17 protein-coding genes and 4 pseudogenes are annotated in these 18,610 nt (G+C 68.5%); 12 read left to right on the top strand and 9 right to left on the bottom strand.

From position 1 onward, the window contains the following. Positions 1-30: 30 nt before the first annotated feature. Together ACZ6D7_RS45235 and ACZ6D7_RS45230 are read right to left on the bottom strand one after the other, a co-directional pair. Entirely contained in the window at positions 31-1,140 is a 1,110-nt protein-coding gene (locus ACZ6D7_RS45235) for an amidohydrolase family protein (protein ID WP_469504272.1), read from the bottom strand. 488 nt (positions 1,141-1,628) lie between these two features. Beyond that, positions 1,629-1,955 (bottom strand): winged helix-turn-helix transcriptional regulator, encoded by a 327-nt coding sequence (locus ACZ6D7_RS45230; protein ID WP_469504269.1) that lies wholly within the window; start codon positions 1,953-1,955, stop codon positions 1,629-1,631. A gap of 64 nt (positions 1,956-2,019) precedes the next feature. On the opposite strand from ACZ6D7_RS45230, the gene ACZ6D7_RS45225 reads away from it, so the two are divergent. The 4 genes from ACZ6D7_RS45225 (at position 2,020) to ACZ6D7_RS45210 (ending at position 7,490) form a co-directional block, all read left to right on the top strand. After that, positions 2,020-2,919: an LLM class flavin-dependent oxidoreductase gene (locus tag ACZ6D7_RS45225; protein WP_469504267.1), complete on the top strand. Its 900-nt coding sequence runs from the start codon at positions 2,020-2,022 to the stop codon at positions 2,917-2,919. Continuing rightward, a complete protein-coding gene (locus ACZ6D7_RS45220; protein WP_469504264.1) occupies positions 2,916-4,244 on the top strand; it encodes an FAD-binding oxidoreductase in 1,329 nt (442 codons plus the stop codon). The genes ACZ6D7_RS45225 and ACZ6D7_RS45220 overlap by 4 nt, the downstream gene beginning before the upstream one ends. Before the next feature lie 90 nt (positions 4,245-4,334). Beyond that, entirely contained in the window at positions 4,335-4,985 is a 651-nt protein-coding gene (locus ACZ6D7_RS45215) for an FMN-dependent NADH-azoreductase (RefSeq protein WP_469504262.1), read from the top strand. Between the two features lie 1,026 nt (positions 4,986-6,011). Then, positions 6,012-7,490, top strand: coding sequence for an FGGY-family carbohydrate kinase (locus ACZ6D7_RS45210; RefSeq protein ID WP_469504259.1), 1,479 nt, complete (start codon positions 6,012-6,014; stop codon positions 7,488-7,490). Positions 7,491-7,669: 179 nt separating this feature from the next. On the opposite strand, the gene ACZ6D7_RS45205 is transcribed toward ACZ6D7_RS45210, so the two are convergent. Then, positions 7,670-8,191 carry a hypothetical protein gene (locus ACZ6D7_RS45205; RefSeq protein WP_469504256.1) on the bottom strand — a complete coding sequence of 174 codons (522 nt, stop codon included), beginning with the start codon at positions 8,189-8,191 and terminating at the stop codon, positions 7,670-7,672. Between the two features lie 119 nt (positions 8,192-8,310). On the opposite strand from ACZ6D7_RS45205, the gene ACZ6D7_RS45200 reads away from it, so the two are divergent. Further along, the gene (locus tag ACZ6D7_RS45200) at positions 8,311-8,580 is read left to right on the top strand and encodes a hypothetical protein (protein ID WP_469504254.1); all 270 of its coding nucleotides are present in this window, start codon (positions 8,311-8,313) and stop codon (positions 8,578-8,580) included. 17 nt (positions 8,581-8,597) lie between these two features. Next, positions 8,598-8,867 (top strand): hypothetical protein, encoded by a 270-nt coding sequence (locus ACZ6D7_RS45195; RefSeq protein ID WP_469504250.1) that lies wholly within the window; start codon positions 8,598-8,600, stop codon positions 8,865-8,867. Between the two features lie 148 nt (positions 8,868-9,015). Here ACZ6D7_RS45195 and ACZ6D7_RS45190 read toward each other — a convergent pair whose 3' ends face one another. Together ACZ6D7_RS45190 and ACZ6D7_RS45185 are read right to left on the bottom strand one after the other, a co-directional pair. Then, on the bottom strand, positions 9,016-9,789 hold the full coding sequence (locus tag ACZ6D7_RS45190) for a hypothetical protein (protein ID WP_469504247.1): 774 nt from the start codon (positions 9,787-9,789) through the stop codon (positions 9,016-9,018). A gap of 626 nt (positions 9,790-10,415) precedes the next feature. Next, positions 10,416-10,574, bottom strand: a complete 159-nt coding sequence (locus ACZ6D7_RS45185) for a hypothetical protein (RefSeq protein ID WP_469504244.1) — start codon at positions 10,572-10,574, stop codon at positions 10,416-10,418. A gap of 624 nt (positions 10,575-11,198) precedes the next feature. On the opposite strand from ACZ6D7_RS45185, the gene ACZ6D7_RS45180 reads away from it, so the two are divergent. Together ACZ6D7_RS45180 and ACZ6D7_RS45175 are read left to right on the top strand one after the other, a co-directional pair. After that, positions 11,199-11,756: a hypothetical protein gene (locus tag ACZ6D7_RS45180; RefSeq protein WP_469504243.1), complete on the top strand. Its 558-nt coding sequence runs from the start codon at positions 11,199-11,201 to the stop codon at positions 11,754-11,756. A gap of 732 nt (positions 11,757-12,488) precedes the next feature. Continuing rightward, positions 12,489-12,871, top strand: a pseudogene (locus tag ACZ6D7_RS45175) (ATP-binding protein); the annotation flags it as partial. A 3-nt stretch (positions 12,872-12,874) separates the two neighbouring features. Here ACZ6D7_RS45175 and ACZ6D7_RS45170 read toward each other — a convergent pair. After that, the gene (locus ACZ6D7_RS45170) at positions 12,875-13,216 is read right to left on the bottom strand and encodes a transposase (RefSeq protein WP_469504240.1); all 342 of its coding nucleotides are present in this window, start codon (positions 13,214-13,216) and stop codon (positions 12,875-12,877) included. After that, positions 13,183-14,118, bottom strand: a pseudogene (locus tag ACZ6D7_RS45165) (ISL3 family transposase); the annotation flags it as partial. The pseudogene ACZ6D7_RS45165 and the gene ACZ6D7_RS45170, both read right to left, overlap by 34 nt. Positions 14,119-14,314: 196 nt before the next feature. Here ACZ6D7_RS45165 and ACZ6D7_RS45160 point away from each other — a divergent pair. After that, a pseudogene (locus tag ACZ6D7_RS45160) lies at positions 14,315-14,416 on the top strand (IS21-like element helper ATPase IstB); the annotation flags it as partial. 59 nt (positions 14,417-14,475) lie between these two features. Here the strand turns inward: ACZ6D7_RS45160 and ACZ6D7_RS45155 are convergent. Then, positions 14,476-15,726 carry a hypothetical protein gene (locus tag ACZ6D7_RS45155; protein ID WP_469504238.1) on the bottom strand — a complete coding sequence of 417 codons (1,251 nt, stop codon included), beginning with the start codon at positions 15,724-15,726 and terminating at the stop codon, positions 14,476-14,478. Between the two features lie 592 nt (positions 15,727-16,318). Then, positions 16,319-16,489, bottom strand: coding sequence for a hypothetical protein (locus tag ACZ6D7_RS45150; protein ID WP_469504235.1), 171 nt, complete (start codon positions 16,487-16,489; stop codon positions 16,319-16,321). Between the two features lie 476 nt (positions 16,490-16,965). Between ACZ6D7_RS45150 and ACZ6D7_RS45145 the strand changes: the two are divergent. From ACZ6D7_RS45145 to ACZ6D7_RS45135, 3 genes and pseudogenes are all read left to right on the top strand, one after another. Further along, positions 16,966-17,203, top strand: a pseudogene (locus ACZ6D7_RS45145) (ATP-binding protein); the annotation flags it as partial. A gap of 100 nt (positions 17,204-17,303) precedes the next feature. Next, on the top strand, positions 17,304-17,687 hold the full coding sequence (locus tag ACZ6D7_RS45140; protein WP_469504232.1) for a barstar family protein: 384 nt from the start codon (positions 17,304-17,306) through the stop codon (positions 17,685-17,687). A gap of 292 nt (positions 17,688-17,979) precedes the next feature. Next, positions 17,980-18,447, top strand: a complete 468-nt coding sequence (locus ACZ6D7_RS45135) for a GNAT family N-acetyltransferase (protein ID WP_469504229.1) — start codon at positions 17,980-17,982, stop codon at positions 18,445-18,447. Positions 18,448-18,610 lie beyond the last annotated feature (163 nt).

Raw genomic sequence — 18,610 nt, 5'->3', positions numbered from 1 at the left:
CTACTGCTCACGCATCTCCGGACCAGCTCACTAGCTGCTATGCGCGCGCCTCAGCGCGGGCATGAGGCGGAGGGCGTTGTCGCGGTTGATGCCGCGACGTTGGCGGTCGGTGAGGACGGGGTCGGTTTCGATGGCCGGCACCGTGAAGTCGGTGATGATGTCGGCGGAGGCGGCCGGCCAGTCGGTGCCGAAGAGGATCCGGTCGGCACCGGCGGTGGCCACCAGAGTGCCCGAGGGGGCCAGCGGGCCCGCCGTGTCGTAGTAGAAGCGACGGAGATGGTCCTGTACCCGGGCAGCATCGAGGGGTGGGGTGCAGAAGTGGCCGAAGGCCGCCATACGGGTGGCGATCTGAGGGAGGAACCCACCGGCGTGGGGCAGGACGACTGACAGGTGCGGGTAGCGGTCGAGTGCCCTGGTACGGATCAGGTTCACAGCGGCACGCGTGGTGTCCAGCAGAAAATCGCACATGAAGTTCGGAATTCCGGGGACGGTGGGCACGCCGGGTGGTCCGCCCGGGAGGTCGAGCGGGTGGGTGAAAAGGACCGCGGCGCGTTCGTCGAGTTCTGCGAGGAAGCGGTCGTACGAGGGATCACCGAGGTAGATACTGTTGTAGTTGGCTTTCACGCTGACCCCAACGGCACCGAGCTCGTCGAAGGCGCGTTGGAGAGCCCACGTGGTCACTTCGGGATGGTCCAGGACAGCAGGGCCGAGGACGGCGAAACGGTCTGGGTGTATGGCCACCAAGTCGGTCAGCGCCTCGAAGACGATGGTGAGACCTTCCCTGGCCTGCGCCGCGGAGCGGTACCGGTCCTGCATGGTGGGGTTGAGGACCGCGGTTGCGATTCCCACCCGGTCCATCAGCGCCAGAGTGGAGTCCAGATCCCAGCGCGCCCACCACGGCAGCTCCTGCTGCCGCACCAGGCCCTCACTTTCGGCCCAGTCAACCCATGCCGGAGCGGTGAAATGGTGGTGGACGTCAATCCTTGCCCGGCCGGCGTCATCACCGCTTCCCGAGCCCCGCAGCACCGCTTCCCCCCTGGCCAGCGCACTGGACCCGCCCGAAGCAGCGACGGTGGTCGCAACCACCCCACCGGTGATGAGCAGTCTGCGCCGACTCATGGCCTGGGTCGATTCCGACATCCGCCTATCCCATCCGTAGCGCCACCGGCTTGCCGCACCACGATGGCCTGGCGACGGGCACACGATCACCACGGCGTGCCCTGTTCGAGGTCGGTTACCTCGGACGGACGCGGTCCCGAGGGAGGGGCTCGCCGGCTGCCGCCCTCGTCCGGTTTCAGGGCGGGCACCCCGTGCCGACCGCCGACGGGGAAGGCGTCATGCACGGCACCGATGCTGTCATCACTGAGCCTCTTTCATCCTGTGCATTCGCAGGTGAGGAGGGGGACGGACGGCTGCGACGGCTCTGCCGATGCGGTTCGTTGAACACCGCGCTTGTCGTGGCAGTCGCCAGGGCTTGACGAGGACGAAGGCGCGTTCGCCCGGAGTGCGGAGTGCGGAGACGTGCGTGGTCGCGGTTGTACTGCATCGAGCCGAACCGGATGCTCACGCCCTGAACGCAGGGTCGTCACGCACGCTCCGACACACACGCAGGGAGGAGTGCATGCTTTTCACGCCCTGACGCTGGAGCGTCGCATGCTCCACTGGGCGAGTGGCAGCAGGGCGTCCACCAGTGCCTGGCCGTCCGGGGCCAGCCGGTAGCGGATCTGTACCGGCGTACTGGGAATGACGGTGCGCTCGATGAGACCCGCGGCCTCGAGTTCCTTCAGGCGCTGGGAGAGCAGCCGGTCGGAGATCCCGTCGATCATCGCCCGGTACTCGCCGAAGCGCCGGGCGCCCTGGGCCGCGGCCTGCAGCACCGAACCCGTCCAGCGGCGTCCGATCATTTCGAGGGTGCCTTCGAAGCTCGGGCAGTTGTCGTCATGAATGGAGTCCACTTACAAAAGATTAGCACCTTACCCGTCGTTTTGCCGTTCGGGCGGCCCGGCGCACCGTAGACGTATGACCGACCACCAACACCCGCTCTCCTTCGGAGTGAGCCTCGACCCCTCCGCGGGGGAATGGGCGCAGACCCGGCGCCTCGCGCGGACGGCGGAGGACTCGGGCATCGACTACCTCGCCGTCCAGGACCACCCGTACCAGCCCGGCCACCTCGACGCCTGGACCTTGATCACGCATCTGTCCGCGGTGACCGACCGCATCTCCTTCCTGACCGATGTCGCCGACCTCCAACTGCGTCCGCCGGTGATGCTCGCCAAGGCCGCCGCGACACTGAGCGTGATCACCGACGGCCGGATCCAGCTCGGCGTCGGAGGCGGCGGTATCCCCGACGCGATCGCCTCGATGGGCGGCCCGGCGCGACGCGGTCAGGAGATGGTGGCGTTCGCCGAGGAGTCCCTCGGGCTCCTGCGCACGGCCATGGCCGGAGGTGTCGTACGACTGCACAGCCCGTTCCACGCCGTCGACGGCTACCGCGCCGGACCGGTGCCCTCCAAGCCCGTCGAGCTCTGGCTCGGTGCCCAGAAGCCCAGGATGCTCGCCGTCACCGGCCGGTTGGCCGACGGCTGGGTCTCTCCGCTGAACATCTACGTCCCGCCGCGGGAGGTGCCCTCACGGCAGCGGATCATCGACCAAGCTGCCGTCGACGCGGGCCGCGACCCGCGAACGCTCCGGCGCGTCTACAACGTGATCGGCGTGATCGGAGAGCGCGGGGACGGTCCCGGGCTCGTCGGCGATGTACGGCGGTGGGTGGACACCCTTGCCGAGTGGACCACCGAACTCGGCTTCGACACCTTTGTCTTCTGGCCTGCCACCGACCCCGAACGGCAGCTCGCGCTCTTCGCCGGCGAGGTCGTGCCCGCGGTGCGTGCACTCGTCGACGCCATACGGAGCGGGCGATGAAAGGCATCCCCGGCACCCCTGGCGTCCTCGGCACCCTGCCGGCCGCGCTGGCCGGCAAAGTGGTCACGCCTGAGCACCGCCGCTACCGCCTGCTCCGCTCCACCTACACCACCGTCGGCCATCCGGCCGCCGTCGTCCTGCCCGAGTCCGCGGACGATGTCGCGGCGGCGCTGCGGCTCGCGCGGGAGACGGGCCTTCGGGTGGCCGTCCGCAGCGGTGGACACGGCCTGTCCGGCAGCGGCACCAACGACGGCGGGCTCGTCATCGACCTGAGCGCGTTCCACCGGGTCGACGTCCTCGACCGGGGCGCCCGCCTGGTCCGTGTCGAGGCGGGCGCCCGCTGGGCCCAGGTCGCCCGGGCACTCGCCCCGCACGGGCTCGCTGTCAGCTCGGGAGACCACGGCAACGTCGGCGTCGGCGGTATCGCCACCGGAGGAGGCGTCGGCTGGCTGGTACGCCAGTACGGACTGACCATCGACCACATCCGTGCCGTCGAGGTCGTCCTGCCTGACGGAACGGCCGTACGCGCCGATGCGACGACAGAGCCCGACCTGCTGTGGGTGATGCGCGGAGCCGGAGCGGGTGCCGGGATCGCGTTGGCCTTCGAGATCGAGGCCATGGAACTCCGTGACGTCGGCCGCGCACAGCTGGTGGTCGCGGTGGACCCGGCCGGGGAGACGCTGCGGCGCTGGGCCGACGTCATGGCGCGGGCGCCGCGCGAGCTGTCGACGGCGGTGACGCTGTCCTCGCGGGATGCCACCACAACCGCGTTCATCACCGCCGTCGTGGCCTCGGACAGTACGTCCGTCATCCGCGGCGCCGTCGCACCACTGCTCGGCATCGGCGATGTGCTGGCCCAGCAGGCCCACGTCGTCCCGTACACGGAGCTGGTTCCACCGCTCCATCTCCACGCCAACACCGGGCAGATGCGCTCCAGCACAACCAACGGACTCCTCACCGGCATGACCCCGGACGCCGCCCGCGCCCTGGCCGCGCCGTCGGCCGCCCCCGACCCGGTCCTGGTCCAGCTGCGTTCGCTCGGCGGCGCGACCCACGACCCGGCCGCCTCGGCCACGGCGTTCGCACACCGCCACCAGAACACGCTCGTCGTCGCCTCGGCGTTCCCACCGGACGACCGAGCCACGCTGGCCGCCGCCTGGTCGCGCATCGTCCCGCACATCGACGGTGCGTACGTGAACTTCGAGAGCGCCCCGGACGAGGCGACGTTCGCCCGCGCCTATCCGGGACCGGCGGGCACCCGCGTCACCGACCTGTGGAAGCGCTACGACCCCGACGGCGTCCTGCGCCCTCGGCCGCCGGCCTGACCGCCTGCCCATCGGCCTCACCGACCACGAGCCCCGCGGCACCCGCCACGGGCGCCCACCCTTCATGTCACCCCATACTGGAGATACTCCATGGCCACGTTGCTGCACATCGACTCGTCCGTGTTCCCCGGCGGCGCCTCCGCCTCCCGGGCCGTTACGGAGACCTTCCGCAGGACCTGGGAGGAGCAGCACCCGGAGGGCACGGTGATCTACCGCGACCTCTCCGTCGACCCCGTCCCGCACATCACCGCCGACGCCCACACCGCGGGCTTCGCCGATCCGAACGACCGCACGCCCGAACAGGCCGCCGCCTTCGCCGAACGCGTGCGGCTCATCGAAGAGCTGGAGCGGGCGGACGCGGTGCTGATCGGCGCCCCGATGTACAACTACTCGATCCCGTCGACCCTCAAGGCATGGCTGGACAACGTGATCCTCTTCGGGCGTACGGTGGGCGACACCCCGTCCGCCAAGGGCACCCCGGTCACGGTCGTGGCCAGCCGGGGCGGTTCCTACGCGCCGGGCACTCCGAAGGAGCCCTACGAATACGTCCAGAACTACCTGACGGCGATCCTCGCCGACACCCTCGAACTCGACCTCGGCTTCATCGTCCCTGAGCTGACCATGGCTCCGCACAACCCGGCCATGGCCGCACTGGTCCCGCTCTTCGAGACCTCCCGCGACCGCGCCCTTGAGGACGCCGCCACCAAGGCCAAGACCCTCGCCGGGCGCCTCGCCGCATAAGCAGCCCCCGGGAACTCTGGCAGGAAACTGGTGCTGGTGCGCTGGCGGAACCACTGCTGCGTGCTCGACACGTCGTCGTGTTCGTCGAAGAGATCGATGTCTAGGTCTGTCCGGCGGATCAAGTCGGAGGAAACCTGCGGTGCATGATCAGCGCACGTGAGCGGGGTCTGGTGCGTCCAACTGCAAGGCGGAGGAGGACGTCGATGCGATGGGGGTCCCTCGCGCGCGAGCGCAGCCGAGCGTGGGGGAGTCGGCAACCGACGACAACGCGGCAGGTGGGCGTGCCAGACCCCGCGTCTGCGGCATGATCCACCGGACAGGCCCCAGCCACGGCCCTCGCACCTTCGTCGACGACGGCGGTGACCTGGCCATGGCCGACGACGTCGGCGTCGTCATCGGTGACTGTTTCACCACTCCGGTTCCTGCCTGGAATTCCGGCGAACCGGTCGCGAGATCCGGTGCTGGCTGCCCGGCGGACGGCCATTCGCCAGCTCTGTCGGCGATGGCTCCCCGGTGAACCGGTTGCCCGACGGCGCAACCACCCGCTTCGACGTGGAAACCGTCCTCCGACTGCAGCGCCATCCTTCGGGCGCCGCGAAGACGGACGAGATCGCGGTTGCCGTCAACGATCTGGAGGCGGCTGCCGAGCGTTGGCGGACCGTCATCGGGTGCGGCTTCGCAGCCCCGGAGACAGGGGACGGCGAGACCTTCGTCCGCAGTCACACCGGTCCGCCCAGGCTGCGCCTCGGGCACCGGCCCGACCTCCCACGAACCGTGAGGGGCTGGCCCACGTGGTCTTCTCCTCGGTCGAGGACCTGGAGAAACACCAGCGCGAACTCGCACAGCGGGCCAGGTGTTCCACCGCCCACGAAGTACGCGCGCCCGACGGACACTCTGTCAGTTCACCACGCGCGGCGAAGACCTGAACGGCTTTGTCCTGCGTTACCAGCGCCCGTCGGTCCACGCCCGCATCCTGTCCTCACCGGATTCCTCCCACGGCTCCGACGACGGAACGGACACACCGCAATGAGCGAACTCGTACTGGGCATCGACACCGGCACCGCCAGCACCAAGGGCGTACTCACCACCCTCGAGGGATCCGTGGTGGCGACAGCCGTACGCCATCACTCCATGTCGTTGCCCCGACCGTCCTGGGCGGAAGTGGACGCCGCCGCCGTCTGGTGGGACGACTTCACCGCGGTGGCCCGTGAACTGATGGACCAGATCGGCTCCCACACCCTCGTCGGTCTCTGCGTCAGCGGTGTCGGCCCCTGCCTGCTGGTCTGCGACAGCGACGTGGAGCCCGTGCGACCGGCCATCCTCTACGGCATCGACGGCCGGGCCGGGCGAGAGATCCACGACCTCACCGAGCGGCTCGGCGCCGACACCGTCCTCAAACGCTGCGGCAAGGCACTCAGCTCCCAGGCCGTCGGCCCGAAGATGCTGTGGATGCAGCGCAACGTGCCACAGGAATGGGCGCGCGGAAGGAGGTGGTACAACTCCAACTCCTATCTGGCCGCCAAGCTCACCGGGGCCTACGTTCTCGACCATCACACTGCCAGCCAATGCGACCCGCTGTACGACATCCATGCCGGATCCTGGGCGGAGGACTGGCTCCCGGACATCGCGGGCCACCTGGAGATGCCCCGACTCGTCCACCCTCACGAGGTCGTTGGAACGGTGACCGCCACGGCGTCGCAGGCCACGAAAATCCCGGTCGGCACACCTGTCTCCGCCGGGACCGTCGACGCCTGGGCCGAGGCCCATTCCGCCGGCGTACGGCATCCCGGCGACCTCATGCTCATGTACGGCTCCACCTTGTTCTTCGTCCAGGTCCTGGGTACCTACCGGGCGCACCCCAAACTGTGGACCACGGCAGGAGTGGAGCCGGGCCGACGAACCATCGCCGCGGGCATGTCCACCTCGGGGTCCCTGACGAAGTGGCTCCAGGAGGTCACCGGCGGAGAGTCCTTCGACACACTGGTCGCCGAGGCCGAGGCCGTGCCCGCCGGTTCGGACGGCCTGCTGATGCTCCCGTACTTCGCCGGTGAGCGGACCCCGATCTTCGACCCGCATGCCAGAGGCGTGGTGGCGGGCCTTACGCTGCGGCACACGCGTGGCCACCTGTTCAAGGCCGCCTACGAGGGCATCGCGTTCGGCGTCCGCCAGATCCTCGACTTCCTGGAAGACCCCGACGACCCGGTCCGGCGCATCGTCGCGGTGGGTGGCGGCACGAAGGGCGGACTGTGGACTCAGATCGTCAGCGACGTCACCGGCAGGGAACAACAGGTACCGGTACAGACCATCGGAGCCTGCTACGGCGACGCCCTGCTCTCGGCGGTCGGGCTCGGACTCGTACCGCCCGACACGGACTGGGCCGTCACCGAGACGACAGTACGGCCCCGGGCACACACCCGTGAGGTGTACGACCGCCTGTACGCGTCGTACACCGCGCTCTACCCCGCCACGATGAACATCGTCCACGAACTCGCCGACATGCAGTGACCGCATCACCGTACTCACGACACGTTCGTCCGAAGTCCCGGAGTCTCTCGTGGCGGCGATCGGATGCGCGTTTGCGGCTTCCCCGCTGGCGACCGGCAGGCACCTGGAGTCGTTCCCGCGGATGGTGCGTGAGTTTCACGAGAACGCCGTGGGAGTGATCGCTTTTCCAGCGAACGCCGCTACGGGGATTCTGACGGGGACTCTTCCTCCGGCGCGGCCATGACCAAGCCGGAGCTCACGGCGTCGATCCCAATGCGCTGGAGGGAGGCCCAACGGTCGAGCTTCTCGCAGGCCCAGCCGGGGTCATACGCCGCCGTGGGCAGCTGCGGTATGCGCTTGCGGCCGGTTTCGTCGAGGCGGTAGGGAACGTCGAAGGCCGTGCTCCAGCCATCCAGGTTCGCGGTAAAACGGTCTTCCGCTTCCGCTGGACCGATTCCCAGGTACTGGGCGATCTCCGCCCACGAACTGCCCCGCTCGCGTTCGTAGATCACGGCCGAGGCCAGAGCGCGCTCTGCGAGCTCGATGAGCTGGAATGCCTGGCTTACCCGGCCCCCGGGACCGTTGTCAGGGTCGTGGTCGGTGGCCACCAGGCCGGCGGCGCCATCCGCAACGTCCACGGCGTGATCGCAGAGGACCAGGCGTGCCAGCGCCTGGCGGGTGAATCGGGCACGGTCGGCGTCGTATGGGGTCGTCTCAGTCACCCCCACAGCCTCGCAGGCTGTATCCGCGGCGAGTAGCCGATTTCCGCCGGGGACCGGTCTCCGCTTGACGGCTTCGACGCATGAGGCCTCTCCCTTCCCCTGACGAGTCAACGAAGGGGATGAAGTCCACTCCCACGGCCGCGAAGGTGCGGGCCGACGTGTTGCGGATGCTGGGGTGCGTGCGGATGGCCACGGTCCGGCAGATGCCTCAGATGATCACAGCAGAGGACGCGGACGGCCGGTCGTACGTGCGCGGGGCGATGAAGAAGTCGGCGGAGCTCGGACTGACGGAGACGAACGGCAAGGACGGCAAGCATCCAACGAGCTGCCGCCCCACCCGAAGGCCGACACTGGCGCGAAAGCCCTTCGGGCCGGGCTCGGCCCGCTGAGCTCGGCAACGGCAACCATGACCCAGGAACGCCTCGCACGGGAAGTCTGGGACTACGAGCGCTACGCCGGACGCCGCGTCTGGAAAGGAGCGCGCTGCTCCAACGGCCGCACATACCCGTTCTGGCAGCGCCACCGCTATAACCGCTCCGAGCGCTTCCCGCGGCTGCACGTCGTCCTGGCGGGCAAGGAGGAGCACCTGCTCGACAACCGCCGCCAAGCGCTCGCCGCAGAGGTCCAGGACATCACCATCGCGGTTCGGGTGAACACCCTGCCCCGTCTCCAGTGAGGCGAGCTCCGGTACGAGATCGGCGTCGACGACCCGGACCGGCGCCGCGCCCGCTACCCCGAAGCAGTCGGCTGTACAGCGCCCGTAGAGGTCCGGCCAGTGGGTCGAGGCGCGCGGTTTCCACCGCACCTGACACGGTGCGGTGAAGTCACCTGGCCGAGGGACCGGGTCGTCCGACGGGTCGTCCGACGGGTCGTCCGACGGGTCGTTCGGCCGCTCGGCTTGTCAGGTGCCAGTGACGGCTTGTCGGGCAGGCGTACACCCGTTTCGGGTAGTAGCCGAGCTCACGCTGATCCGCGATGGCCAAGAGAGCTTCCAAGGCGAGATCCCAGGAGTCGTAGCAAACCTTCCCGCACTGGCACTGGCCGGCACCGTTCCCGCGAGAATCCTCGAGGGGCCCCAGCCGGCCCGTGGCGAGGTGCCTGCACACCTGCGGAAGGGTCTTGAGATCGTCAGGTGCCCGCTGTGACGACTCGGCCGCACGGTGAAGAGCGGCGAACGTGGGGTGGGTCGGAGGTTCGACGATCTGGACCGCCCGGGAGAGCCGTCGGCTGGTCCACCCGAGCAGGGTCTCGGCGAGAGGGTGCGGCCGAGGAAACTCGCCGAGGTCACGGACACGCTGGAGTAATTCACCCTCAGGGCCAGGTGGCAGACAGATCGTCACATCGTCCGAGTGCTCTGCGGCCACGATGCCCGCAAGCGCGCCCAGCACGGCGGCTTCGTCGAGGTTCTGCGCGAACGGACCGGTCCGGAATTCGAAGATCTTCTTGTTGCCCGGGCTGGCCTTCCGGCCGGCGAGGGTCCCGTCCGGCTTCCTCGCGTTGATGATGCGACGTATGTGGCAAGTTGCCTCGCCGCCGTTCCATGTGGCCCACACGAAGATGCGGTGTCGCCTGCCGGCGGCCCCAAGAACGTGATCCATCGGATCATCTTCCTCCAGGCGGCGTTCCCATTGGTATGGGGGCGGGAGTCGCCCTTGAGGATCTGCCCCCACCCCACCCCACCCTGGACTGCGAGCCCTGCGCCGGAGGGCTTCCCACTGCGCTCAGGCGCCACTGGCGCTCACGGCGTGGTCGCTACAGATTGTTACGGGAGGCGGCACGTGGTGATAGCCCGCGCCACTCGCTTACTGCGCGTCGACCTGCACTGAGGGCTGTTGAATGAGTCATCGCATGCTGATCACGAGACCTGAACAGCAGCCGTCGGCCGAGGCGTTGCGGCGGTGGGGATGGACGGGCTACCAGGTGAGCTGGCGGATCATCAGGGTGATCGCCGCGAGGGTGAGCATCGCCTCGGAGCGCTGCGGCACCGTTTCGTGGTCCCGAGCGTTCCGGCGACCGTGCAGCAGCCACGCCGCCTCGTGTGTTGCGGCGTGCCCCTGACGCCCGGCGAGCTGCGCGACGGCTCGCTCGGCGCGGCCACACCCTCACCGCCGCGCAGTTGCAGTGGGACATGCAGGCCCACGCCGCGTTCGTCCGCGCTCCGGCGACCTGTGGGCCGTCGGCCGCCCGGTACAGGGATAGCGGGCCCGCCGCCCGCAGGTCTGTGTCAGGCCATGAGGACGTCGCGGAGCTCCCGTACGGCACGCTCACGGTTCCGCTGGGCGGGGATCGCCTCGTACAGGTCCAGCGCAGGACGGCGGACCATGCCGGTGCGGCAGCTGCCCGGCGGCGCGGTCAGAGCGGCGACCGCCGCGCCCAGGTTCATCTGGTGCCTGGTGCCTGGTGCCTGGTGCCTGGTGCCTGGTGCCTGCTGCCTTGCTGCCCGCCGTGCGTCGCCTGCCGGGCCGTGCGCGGGCTGCGCGCGGTCCGTCCGTCCGTGGGGTGAGCGGGCCGGTGTATGCCGCTGTCGTGCCGATGGCTGCCGGTGCGGTGGCGGCGGTACGCCGCCTCATGCAGGCGGCCGTCCTGGGCCGGCCGGGGACGGCAGAGCCGGGGTGGTGCCTTCTGCGGGCGCCATCCGGCCGTGCCTGGTGGTGCCGGCGCCGTGCCCCCACCGGGGGACTGGCGGCGTCTCCCCGCCCGCCTGTCCGGGTGGGTGGGCGGGGGCGGGGGTGGGGGGAAGCCAGCCGGGGAGCACGTCCGGGAGGGTGACGGGGTATCAGGTCTGCCCCGGGTGGGCGGCTACTCCGTTCAAAGTGCCTGCTCTGTACCTCGTGCTGACGGCACGTCAAAGAATTTTGCGTCCCTCGTTGAGGCGAATGGGAATACGACCATTCAGCCCTATTTTCACCGTGTTCCGGATGCTGTCGATATGACAGCGGAAAGAGGCGTCATTACGTTCATTCTCAGTCGGCTTTCCCTGCCGGCGTCGGAGTGAAGGAGCAGTGCATTGCGTACTCGTACCATCGCGGTGGTTGCCGCCTCCGTGGGGGTGGCGGTCACGGCCGCCACGGGTGTCACCTACGCGAATTCCGTCCCGAAGTCTGCCTCGAAGTCCGTCCCCGAGTCCGCCGCGGCCGTCCAGGACGCCGCGCCGGCTGGTGGCTCGTTCGGCGGCGACGGCGGATCGAGCGACAGCGACGGCTTCAGGAAGGACGATTCCCGGCAGGACGGGGGACGGCAGGACGGGGGACGGCAGGACGGCGGGCGGATCCAGGTCAACGAGCGTTCGTACTCGTCCGACCCGGGGACCTGCATCGCCGTCGTCAACGTTCTCAACGGCGGGCTGGGCGCTACTTTCTTCAACGTCCGCAACGACACCAAGAGGACCGTCGAGTTCTTCAACGGGATCACCTGCGACAACGGTGCGCCCGCTGCCACGGTCGGCCCCCGCAGCTCCACCAACTCACTGCCCGGGCTGACGACGACACCGGTCAACGGGCTCCCGGGGCTCATCGTGGGCAGCTTCCGCGTGGTCGACTCGTACGACTCGGCCCGACACCACTGAGCAGCATTCTCCGCACGCTGTATCAGAACCCCGGCCCGCCGTAATCGGGCCGGGGTTCCGGCACAGGGTATCTCTCCGGAAAAGGCATCCGGGCCCCCGGACGGCCCGGATACCAGAGGCGGGCGCACGACCCGTCTGCCTCATTTATCGGCGACGGGATCGCCCTTGGCGCGCTGGAATACGCCTTGCAGGTGTTCTCTGTCTTCCGGTTGAGCGGCTTCCGTCTGCCGTGGGACGGTTTCCCGCGGCGCGCGGGGACTGTGCCGATCCGACCCACACTGGCCCGCCGACGGGAGGGCGGGCCGGGTCGCAGAGGAGTATTGCGAGGATCGGGCGCCGGCGATCGGGACCCGGGGTGCACGGCTTTCCCGGGGCGCGTGGGCGGCGGCCGTGGCTGCCGCTTCGGTGCCGGCAGCCGTCCCGTCTCATGCCGGTGAGATGTCGGCAGACGTGCGGGGCGGCGCATCCCCAGCATGCCGTCCCCCCGCGTGGTGCCCAGCGCCCTCCATACGGGAGCGGCCGGCGCCCGCAGCCCGCGGACGAGCAGGTCGGCCCTCACAACGCCGTCGTCGTCCGTGCCGGCGCGGTCGGTGGGACGGGCGCGGTCGGCGGGTCGGGCGAGGGCAGGTTCAGGGTCGGGCCCGGCGCGGGCAGCGGTGCCCCGCGGCCGCCGGCCGACGTGTCTGCGTCGCCGGGTTGCGCGGACCGGGGCGCGACCGGCCCGGGACCACCGTGACAGCGGTTCGCCGTGCCGCTTTCGCCGCCCGCCTGCCGAGACGTGCCGTTCGGGCCCAGTTCCCCGACCTGGCCGAAGCCGCCGCCCGCGACCAGATGTCCTATCGCGGGTTCCTCGCCGAACTGCTGATGGCCGAACGCGACAACCGCGCCCGCCGACGCTCCGAAGGGCGGATCAAGGCCGACGCCCTCCCGTGAGAGAAGTCCCCGAGGGGCTTCGATTTCGAGGCCAACCCGCACATCGACCGACCCGCCGTCATCCACCCGCTGGCCACCAGTGACTGGGTCAAAAGGGCCAGCCGCTCTGCCTGATCGGCGACTCCGGCACCGGCAAGTCCCACCCGCTGATCGCCCTGGGCACCGACGCCGCCATAACCGGGTCTTCAAAGTTGAGCGGTGCGAAGGTGTCCGCGGGCTCGGCGGGTGGTGACGCAGCGTGTCCGTAGCCGTTGATTGTCCGCGTTGCGGAAGCCGAACGCGTTGCGGGCGACGAGCTTGATCACGCGGTTGATCCCCTCGCTCTTGGCGTTGTGGTGGCCTGTGTCGATGAACGCGGCGATCTCGGTCCACCAGCGGTCGACGGTGGCAGCGAGGGTACGGACTTCGGGGATGTCGGAGTCCGCGCACCAGGTGAAAAACTTCCAGCGGGCATGGCCGACTTGGTGTCGGTCGCCCCGGTGCGGGCCAGGGCGAGGAGGTTGCGCAGGTTCTCCTTGGCAATCCACGCCGTCAGCAGTGTCTGCCCGATCCTCCCCTCGCCGAGCAGGGTGTTCCACATGGTGGCGAACTGGTCGTCGGTGAGATCCTCGCGGTTGCGCAGGAGCCGTCGTTTGGCCTTCCACTCCGGGTCCGCGGCTCGTCCGCGTCGGCCCCGGATCTCGGCAGTGGTGCGGCGCCGGACCATGGACAGCATCTTGTTGGCGAGCTGGACGACGTGGAAGTGGTCGACGACGACGATCGCGTGCGGCAGGCCGGTGCGGACCGCCGCGCGGTAGGTGGCCGACATGTCGATGGCGACGTGCCGGATGCTCTTTCGCCAGGTCAGCGGTGTGGTGGCGAGCCAGGCCAGGACGTCGGCGACGCTGCGGCCCTCGACCTGGCCGAGCAGCCCGCCGGTGCCGAGGGCGTCGACGAAGCCGGTGTGCCACCGGTCCCGCACCAGGTGCCACTTGCCGCTGTCGGGGTCCTGCTCCCACTTCGTCTTGCCCCGCCGGGTCTCGTCGATGCCCAGCACCCTCACCTCGGGCAGTGGGGCGTCGACGACCTCGCGCGCCGACGTGCGGAAGGCGTCCATCACCGTCGACCAGGACAGATGCAGGTCGCGGGCGGCCTGGAGGACCGTGGAGCCGGCATCGCGCACCCGGTGCCCGGCCGCCTCCCGCAGCCGGGCGGTGACCCGCGCCCCAGCCGGTATCTGGGCAATGCTCTCGGTGAACGACTTCCTCGGGCACTTCGGCTCGCGGCACCACCAGCGGCGCTTGTGCCAGAAGAACTCCAACCTTCCTTCCCCGTAGGGCAGATCACGCGGCCGGGTCACCGCCGGCCCCTTCACCCGGGAGGCGATGACCCCGCAGGACGGGCAGGCCCGCGCCGCCTCGTCGGCCGTGATCAGGTGCACCCGACGCATCCCGTCGGCCAGTGGCTCGACTCGCACGACGGACACCCCGTCGAGACCGAGCAGCAACGTCGTATCGTTGACCAAGCCCGTGGCTCCCCAATGATCCTTCTGCGTAGAGAACAGAAATGATCAACCAGGACCACGGACGTCCTGCGCCCGGGGGCCGGTCCCGCCATGCACATCACACACCGTGACGAATAGTCAGCGCGCCCTTACCGACCCGCGGCTTTGTGCGGTCATCGTGGACCGGCTCACCTTCGGCGGCAACATCATCGAGACCAGCCTTCCGGCGCACAACGCGGCGGCGGCGGTCCTGGAGCACACGGGACAGCCGCGTGCTCCAGGACCGCCGTGCGCGGCGTCGGCTCAGCGTTTGCCGGACGAGACCGCGGCGTCCGCGGGCGCGGACTTGGCGTTCGCCCGCTTGGTCTCGGCGCCCTCGACCTCGTCCACCACCTCGGTGACGAATCCGGAGCCATCAGTGCACTGCTCGGCCTTCTCGGCCGCGGTCATCTTCCGGGCGGCCCAGGTGACGGTGCCGTGCTTCTCCGGTGTGGGGCCAGTGGCGGTGAAGTCGTCGATGTACCAGAGGCGGTGGCCCCACTTGGGGTCGTCGTATTTCACCTCGAGGGTACCGCCCGAGGTCTGCATTTTGGTGTTCCGGTTGACCCAGCCCACCTCTCCGGCCGGGACGGTGATGGGAGTCTCGTCAATGACGGTGTTCTGCCAGTTCCACTCATGCCCGTAGGCGATCCTGAAGCTGTAGCTGAACTCCGTCCCCAAGACGGAATTTCCTATCTTGTAGCTGGCTCCCAACTCCACCTCCAGCGAGTTCCTCCCACCAGTGGCGTCCCACCACGCTATCTTCGTCTGCTGTGGGACGGTGGTGCAGTTGTACCCACGGGCCACCTCATGAGTCCCACTGAAGCCGTAGCGGACATCGCCCTTGTGCTCGAACTTGCAGGTCGCCACCTTTTCGTCGCAGTCCTTCACCAACTGCTCGACGCTGGGGGACTCCGCGTAGTTGAACTGCATGGAGCTGGCCAGGTTGTCCAGGCCGTCGCGCACGAAGGCCTGCCTGCCGATCTGCCAGTTGCTGTGGTCGCCCTTCAGCTCCGGGTCGGCGAAGAGCGCGGCCTGACAGTCGTTGAAGGTCTCGTAGGAACTGACGGCATCGTTGAACCCCTCCGGCATCGAGTCGACCTGGAAGCCTTTGCTCTCCGGCCTGCACTTGTCCTCGGCGGTGAAGCTCATGGACGCGCCTTTGAGGTCGTTGTCCAGGTACACGGTGCCGATGACGAACGGCTGGTCGTCATCAGCGGTGGTGCCGGCGGCATCGATCTTCGCTTTGAAGCCGGGGCTGGCCGCAGCGTCGCTTACGTTCGCGGGTGCGTCCTTGACCACTCCTCCGGTGGCCGCGGCGATGGCCGCCCGGTACGTGGTGAAGCATTTCACCTGGCCGCCGGAAACGTCGCTGGTGCAGTGGGAACCACTGTCTTGTTCGGTATCGGACATCCCCGCCATGGCGGAGACCGGAACGGTCAGGGCCAGTAGGCCGCTGGCTGCAGCGCCCGCCATCAGGGCTTTCTTGCCGCGGCGGTTCAGCCGGTGCTTCATTTGTGCTGGTTCCTCTCCTGGGGGATGGGCACTTGCCGACCGTCACGGCACGCCGATCGCCGCATACAAGCACGCCCCAGGGGAAGCGGACGTCTCGATCAGCAATACGCTGACGAAACGGGTGACGCCGTCCGTTAGCCGGTACCCCTGAAAGACTCCGCTCGTCCTTTGCCTCTCGGAGATACTGCCTTGGTAAAGGGACGGGGCGACAGGGTCAAATGTCCCTACTCGCCAGTCACATCAACTATGCGCCAGCTCTTGGCCGGATGATTGCCCGCGGGCGCGCACAGCATTGCCCGGGCCGTTTGTGTCGGCCGTCGAGCGGAGGGCGTCCAAGCGCGTGCTGCGGATCGGCCCCTGCGTCCCATGCCACCAGGCCGACCGCCATGCCGAGCGCGACGCCGACCGCCTCACCGCGCAGATGCAGAACGCCGGCGCGATGGGCATCGATCACGGTGCAGTGGTGTGCGGCCTTCCACGCTCAGGCCCCGGGTCTCCTGATCGGATGAAGGGCCGAATCCCCACCACCACGGTAAGGAGCGCTTGCGTGCCAATTGACCACTACGCGCAGCTCGGTCGGGCAAAGGAGCTGTCAGGTTCTCCGGTCCTCGACTGTCCAGCCACTGCCCAGGTCATGGCGCAGTATCTCCAGCGCGGCGGTCGCCTGTTGCTGGAACAGTTCCTGTTGCTCCTTGGTCCAGGGGGACGGGTCCGACGGGCAGTCCCAGTCGAGTGAGGACTGGTAACAGTGGGCCAGTCTCATCAGCGTGCCGACCATGCGACGTAAGCCGACGTAAGCCACGAAGCTACCGGTCGAGCCGCCAGTCGGCATCGGGTTCCTCTGGGGAGTGGCTACTCCGGGCCGAACGACGAGTTCCGTGTTCGGGGACGCCCCGGCGAAGTTCCGGAACAGCCCGGCGAACTCAGTCGTCGACTGACGAGGGGACCTCCCGTCGGCGGCCGGGGTCGCAGGCCATCAGGGCGTGCCCGGCCATACGCCGGTCCTGGGGTCGTCCGTCGTCGTCCGTAACCGTTCGAGAACGGGAACGGCGCACGGGTCCGCTGCGCGGAGCAGGGCGGGCAGCGCTAATGATCCTTCTGCGCAGAGAACAGAAATGATCAACCAGGACCACGGGCGTCCTGCACCCGGGGGCCCGGTCCCGCCATGCACATCACACACCGTGACGAACAGTCAGCGCGCCTGACGAGATGCACCGCTCAAGTTCGAAGACCCCCATAACCGGCTACCGGGTCCGCTGCACACCTCGCAACCAAACTGGTCAACGAGCCGGTCGAGGCCGCGGACGAGAAGGCGCTGACCAAGACCATCGCCCACTACGGTCGCGTGGACCTCCTCGCGATCGACGGGCCCGGCTCCATGGAACTGGACCGCCGCAGCGCAGAGTTGCTCTTCCAGGTACTGACCGAGCGGGAGGAGAAGAAGAGCGTCGCCATCGCCTCGAACGAATCGTTTGGAAAAGCGCACATGTTCCGGCGAACCCGTGCGAGGTGCTGCCTGAACAGCACGGGTTCAAAACGGATAGGCAGGCCGCCAGGCCGGACGTAATCTGCGGGCTGTGACGGTGAGATACGTGTTGGACGGCAGCCAGGTCAAGACGCTGGAGGACTTCTGGCGGGTCGCTGGTGAGAGCATCGGCTGCGGCGGTTACTTCGGCCGGAACCTTGATGCCTTCGCTGACTGCCTCCGCGGCGGCTTCGGGACACCGGACGACGGCGACTTCATGATCGAGTGGCATGATCACGAAGCCTCCCGCCAGCATCTGGGATACCCGGAGACTGCTCGGCAGCTCGAGACGTGGCTCGCCCGCTGTCATCCGACGAACAAGGCACGCATGGCCGCCAGGCTGGCGGAAGCTCGCGCTGGACGTGGCCCGACCGCCTTCGACTGGCTGGTGGAGATCATTGAAGAAGAACTGCCGGGGGGCCTGCGGCTTCGTTAGCCAGGTGGACTGGTCACGGAGCTGGCAGACGGCCCTCGTCGATGTGGTCGGCGAGATGGATCAGGGTGGCTTGAGGGTCCATGCCCGAGGGCGGCGGCGACGAGCTTGGTGACCGGGATGATGTCGAACGGGCGAACGAGGTGGAAGGGGTCGGAGGTGTGCTTGGCCTCGTCGAGGATGCGGTCTGCTCTCAACCGGGTGACTTGCAGGCCTCGGCGCCGCAGGGACCAGCGGTCGTCACAACTCGCCCAATCCGGGCGGACCTTCGCCTGTAACGGCTGAGGCGCCTGCCATGATCGCCATCATGGACATACACATCGCACCAGCCGGGGTGGCCGACTTCCACCAGGTTCTGACTGATCACCCCCGTTACTGGGGCGAACGCGATCTTCGGGCGCTGCACCTTCTGGCACTGGTGCAGGAGTTCGGTTCCACTAGTTTGGTTGCCCGTGCCGAGGACGGAATCCGTGGGTACCTCTTCGGGTTTGTCACCCCGGACGGCACCGGGTACGTGCATCTGATCGCCACACGGGACGACGCCCGTGGCACCGGTCTCGGGCGTCGTCTGTATACGGCGTTCGCCGAAGCAGCAGAACGTCACGGTGCACGGCAGTTGAAGGCGATCACATCAATCGAGAACACCGGCTCCATCGCCTTCCATCGCAGCCTCGGCTTCGACGCGAAGATCGTCGACGACTACAACGGCCCCGGCCTGGCTATGGCTGTCTTCCACCGAGATCTGCCGCTCAACGTCTCGTGACCCTGACCAACCTGCCGTCACTGGTAAAGGATCCCCACGCCGTAGGTCCTGATGTCACTCGCTCGAATGGGTCTGTCAAACGAGCGGTGTAACCGGGGTTGACGGTTACTGACGGGCTGCGGAGAGGCGGCCGTCGAAGGTGATGTCGAAGGCATTCAGCGCG

This window comes from Streptomyces sp. NPDC041784 (assembly GCF_055591025.1).
The sequence above is the reverse complement of the archived record's forward strand: the minus strand, read 5'-3'. Positions and strand labels throughout refer to the sequence as shown.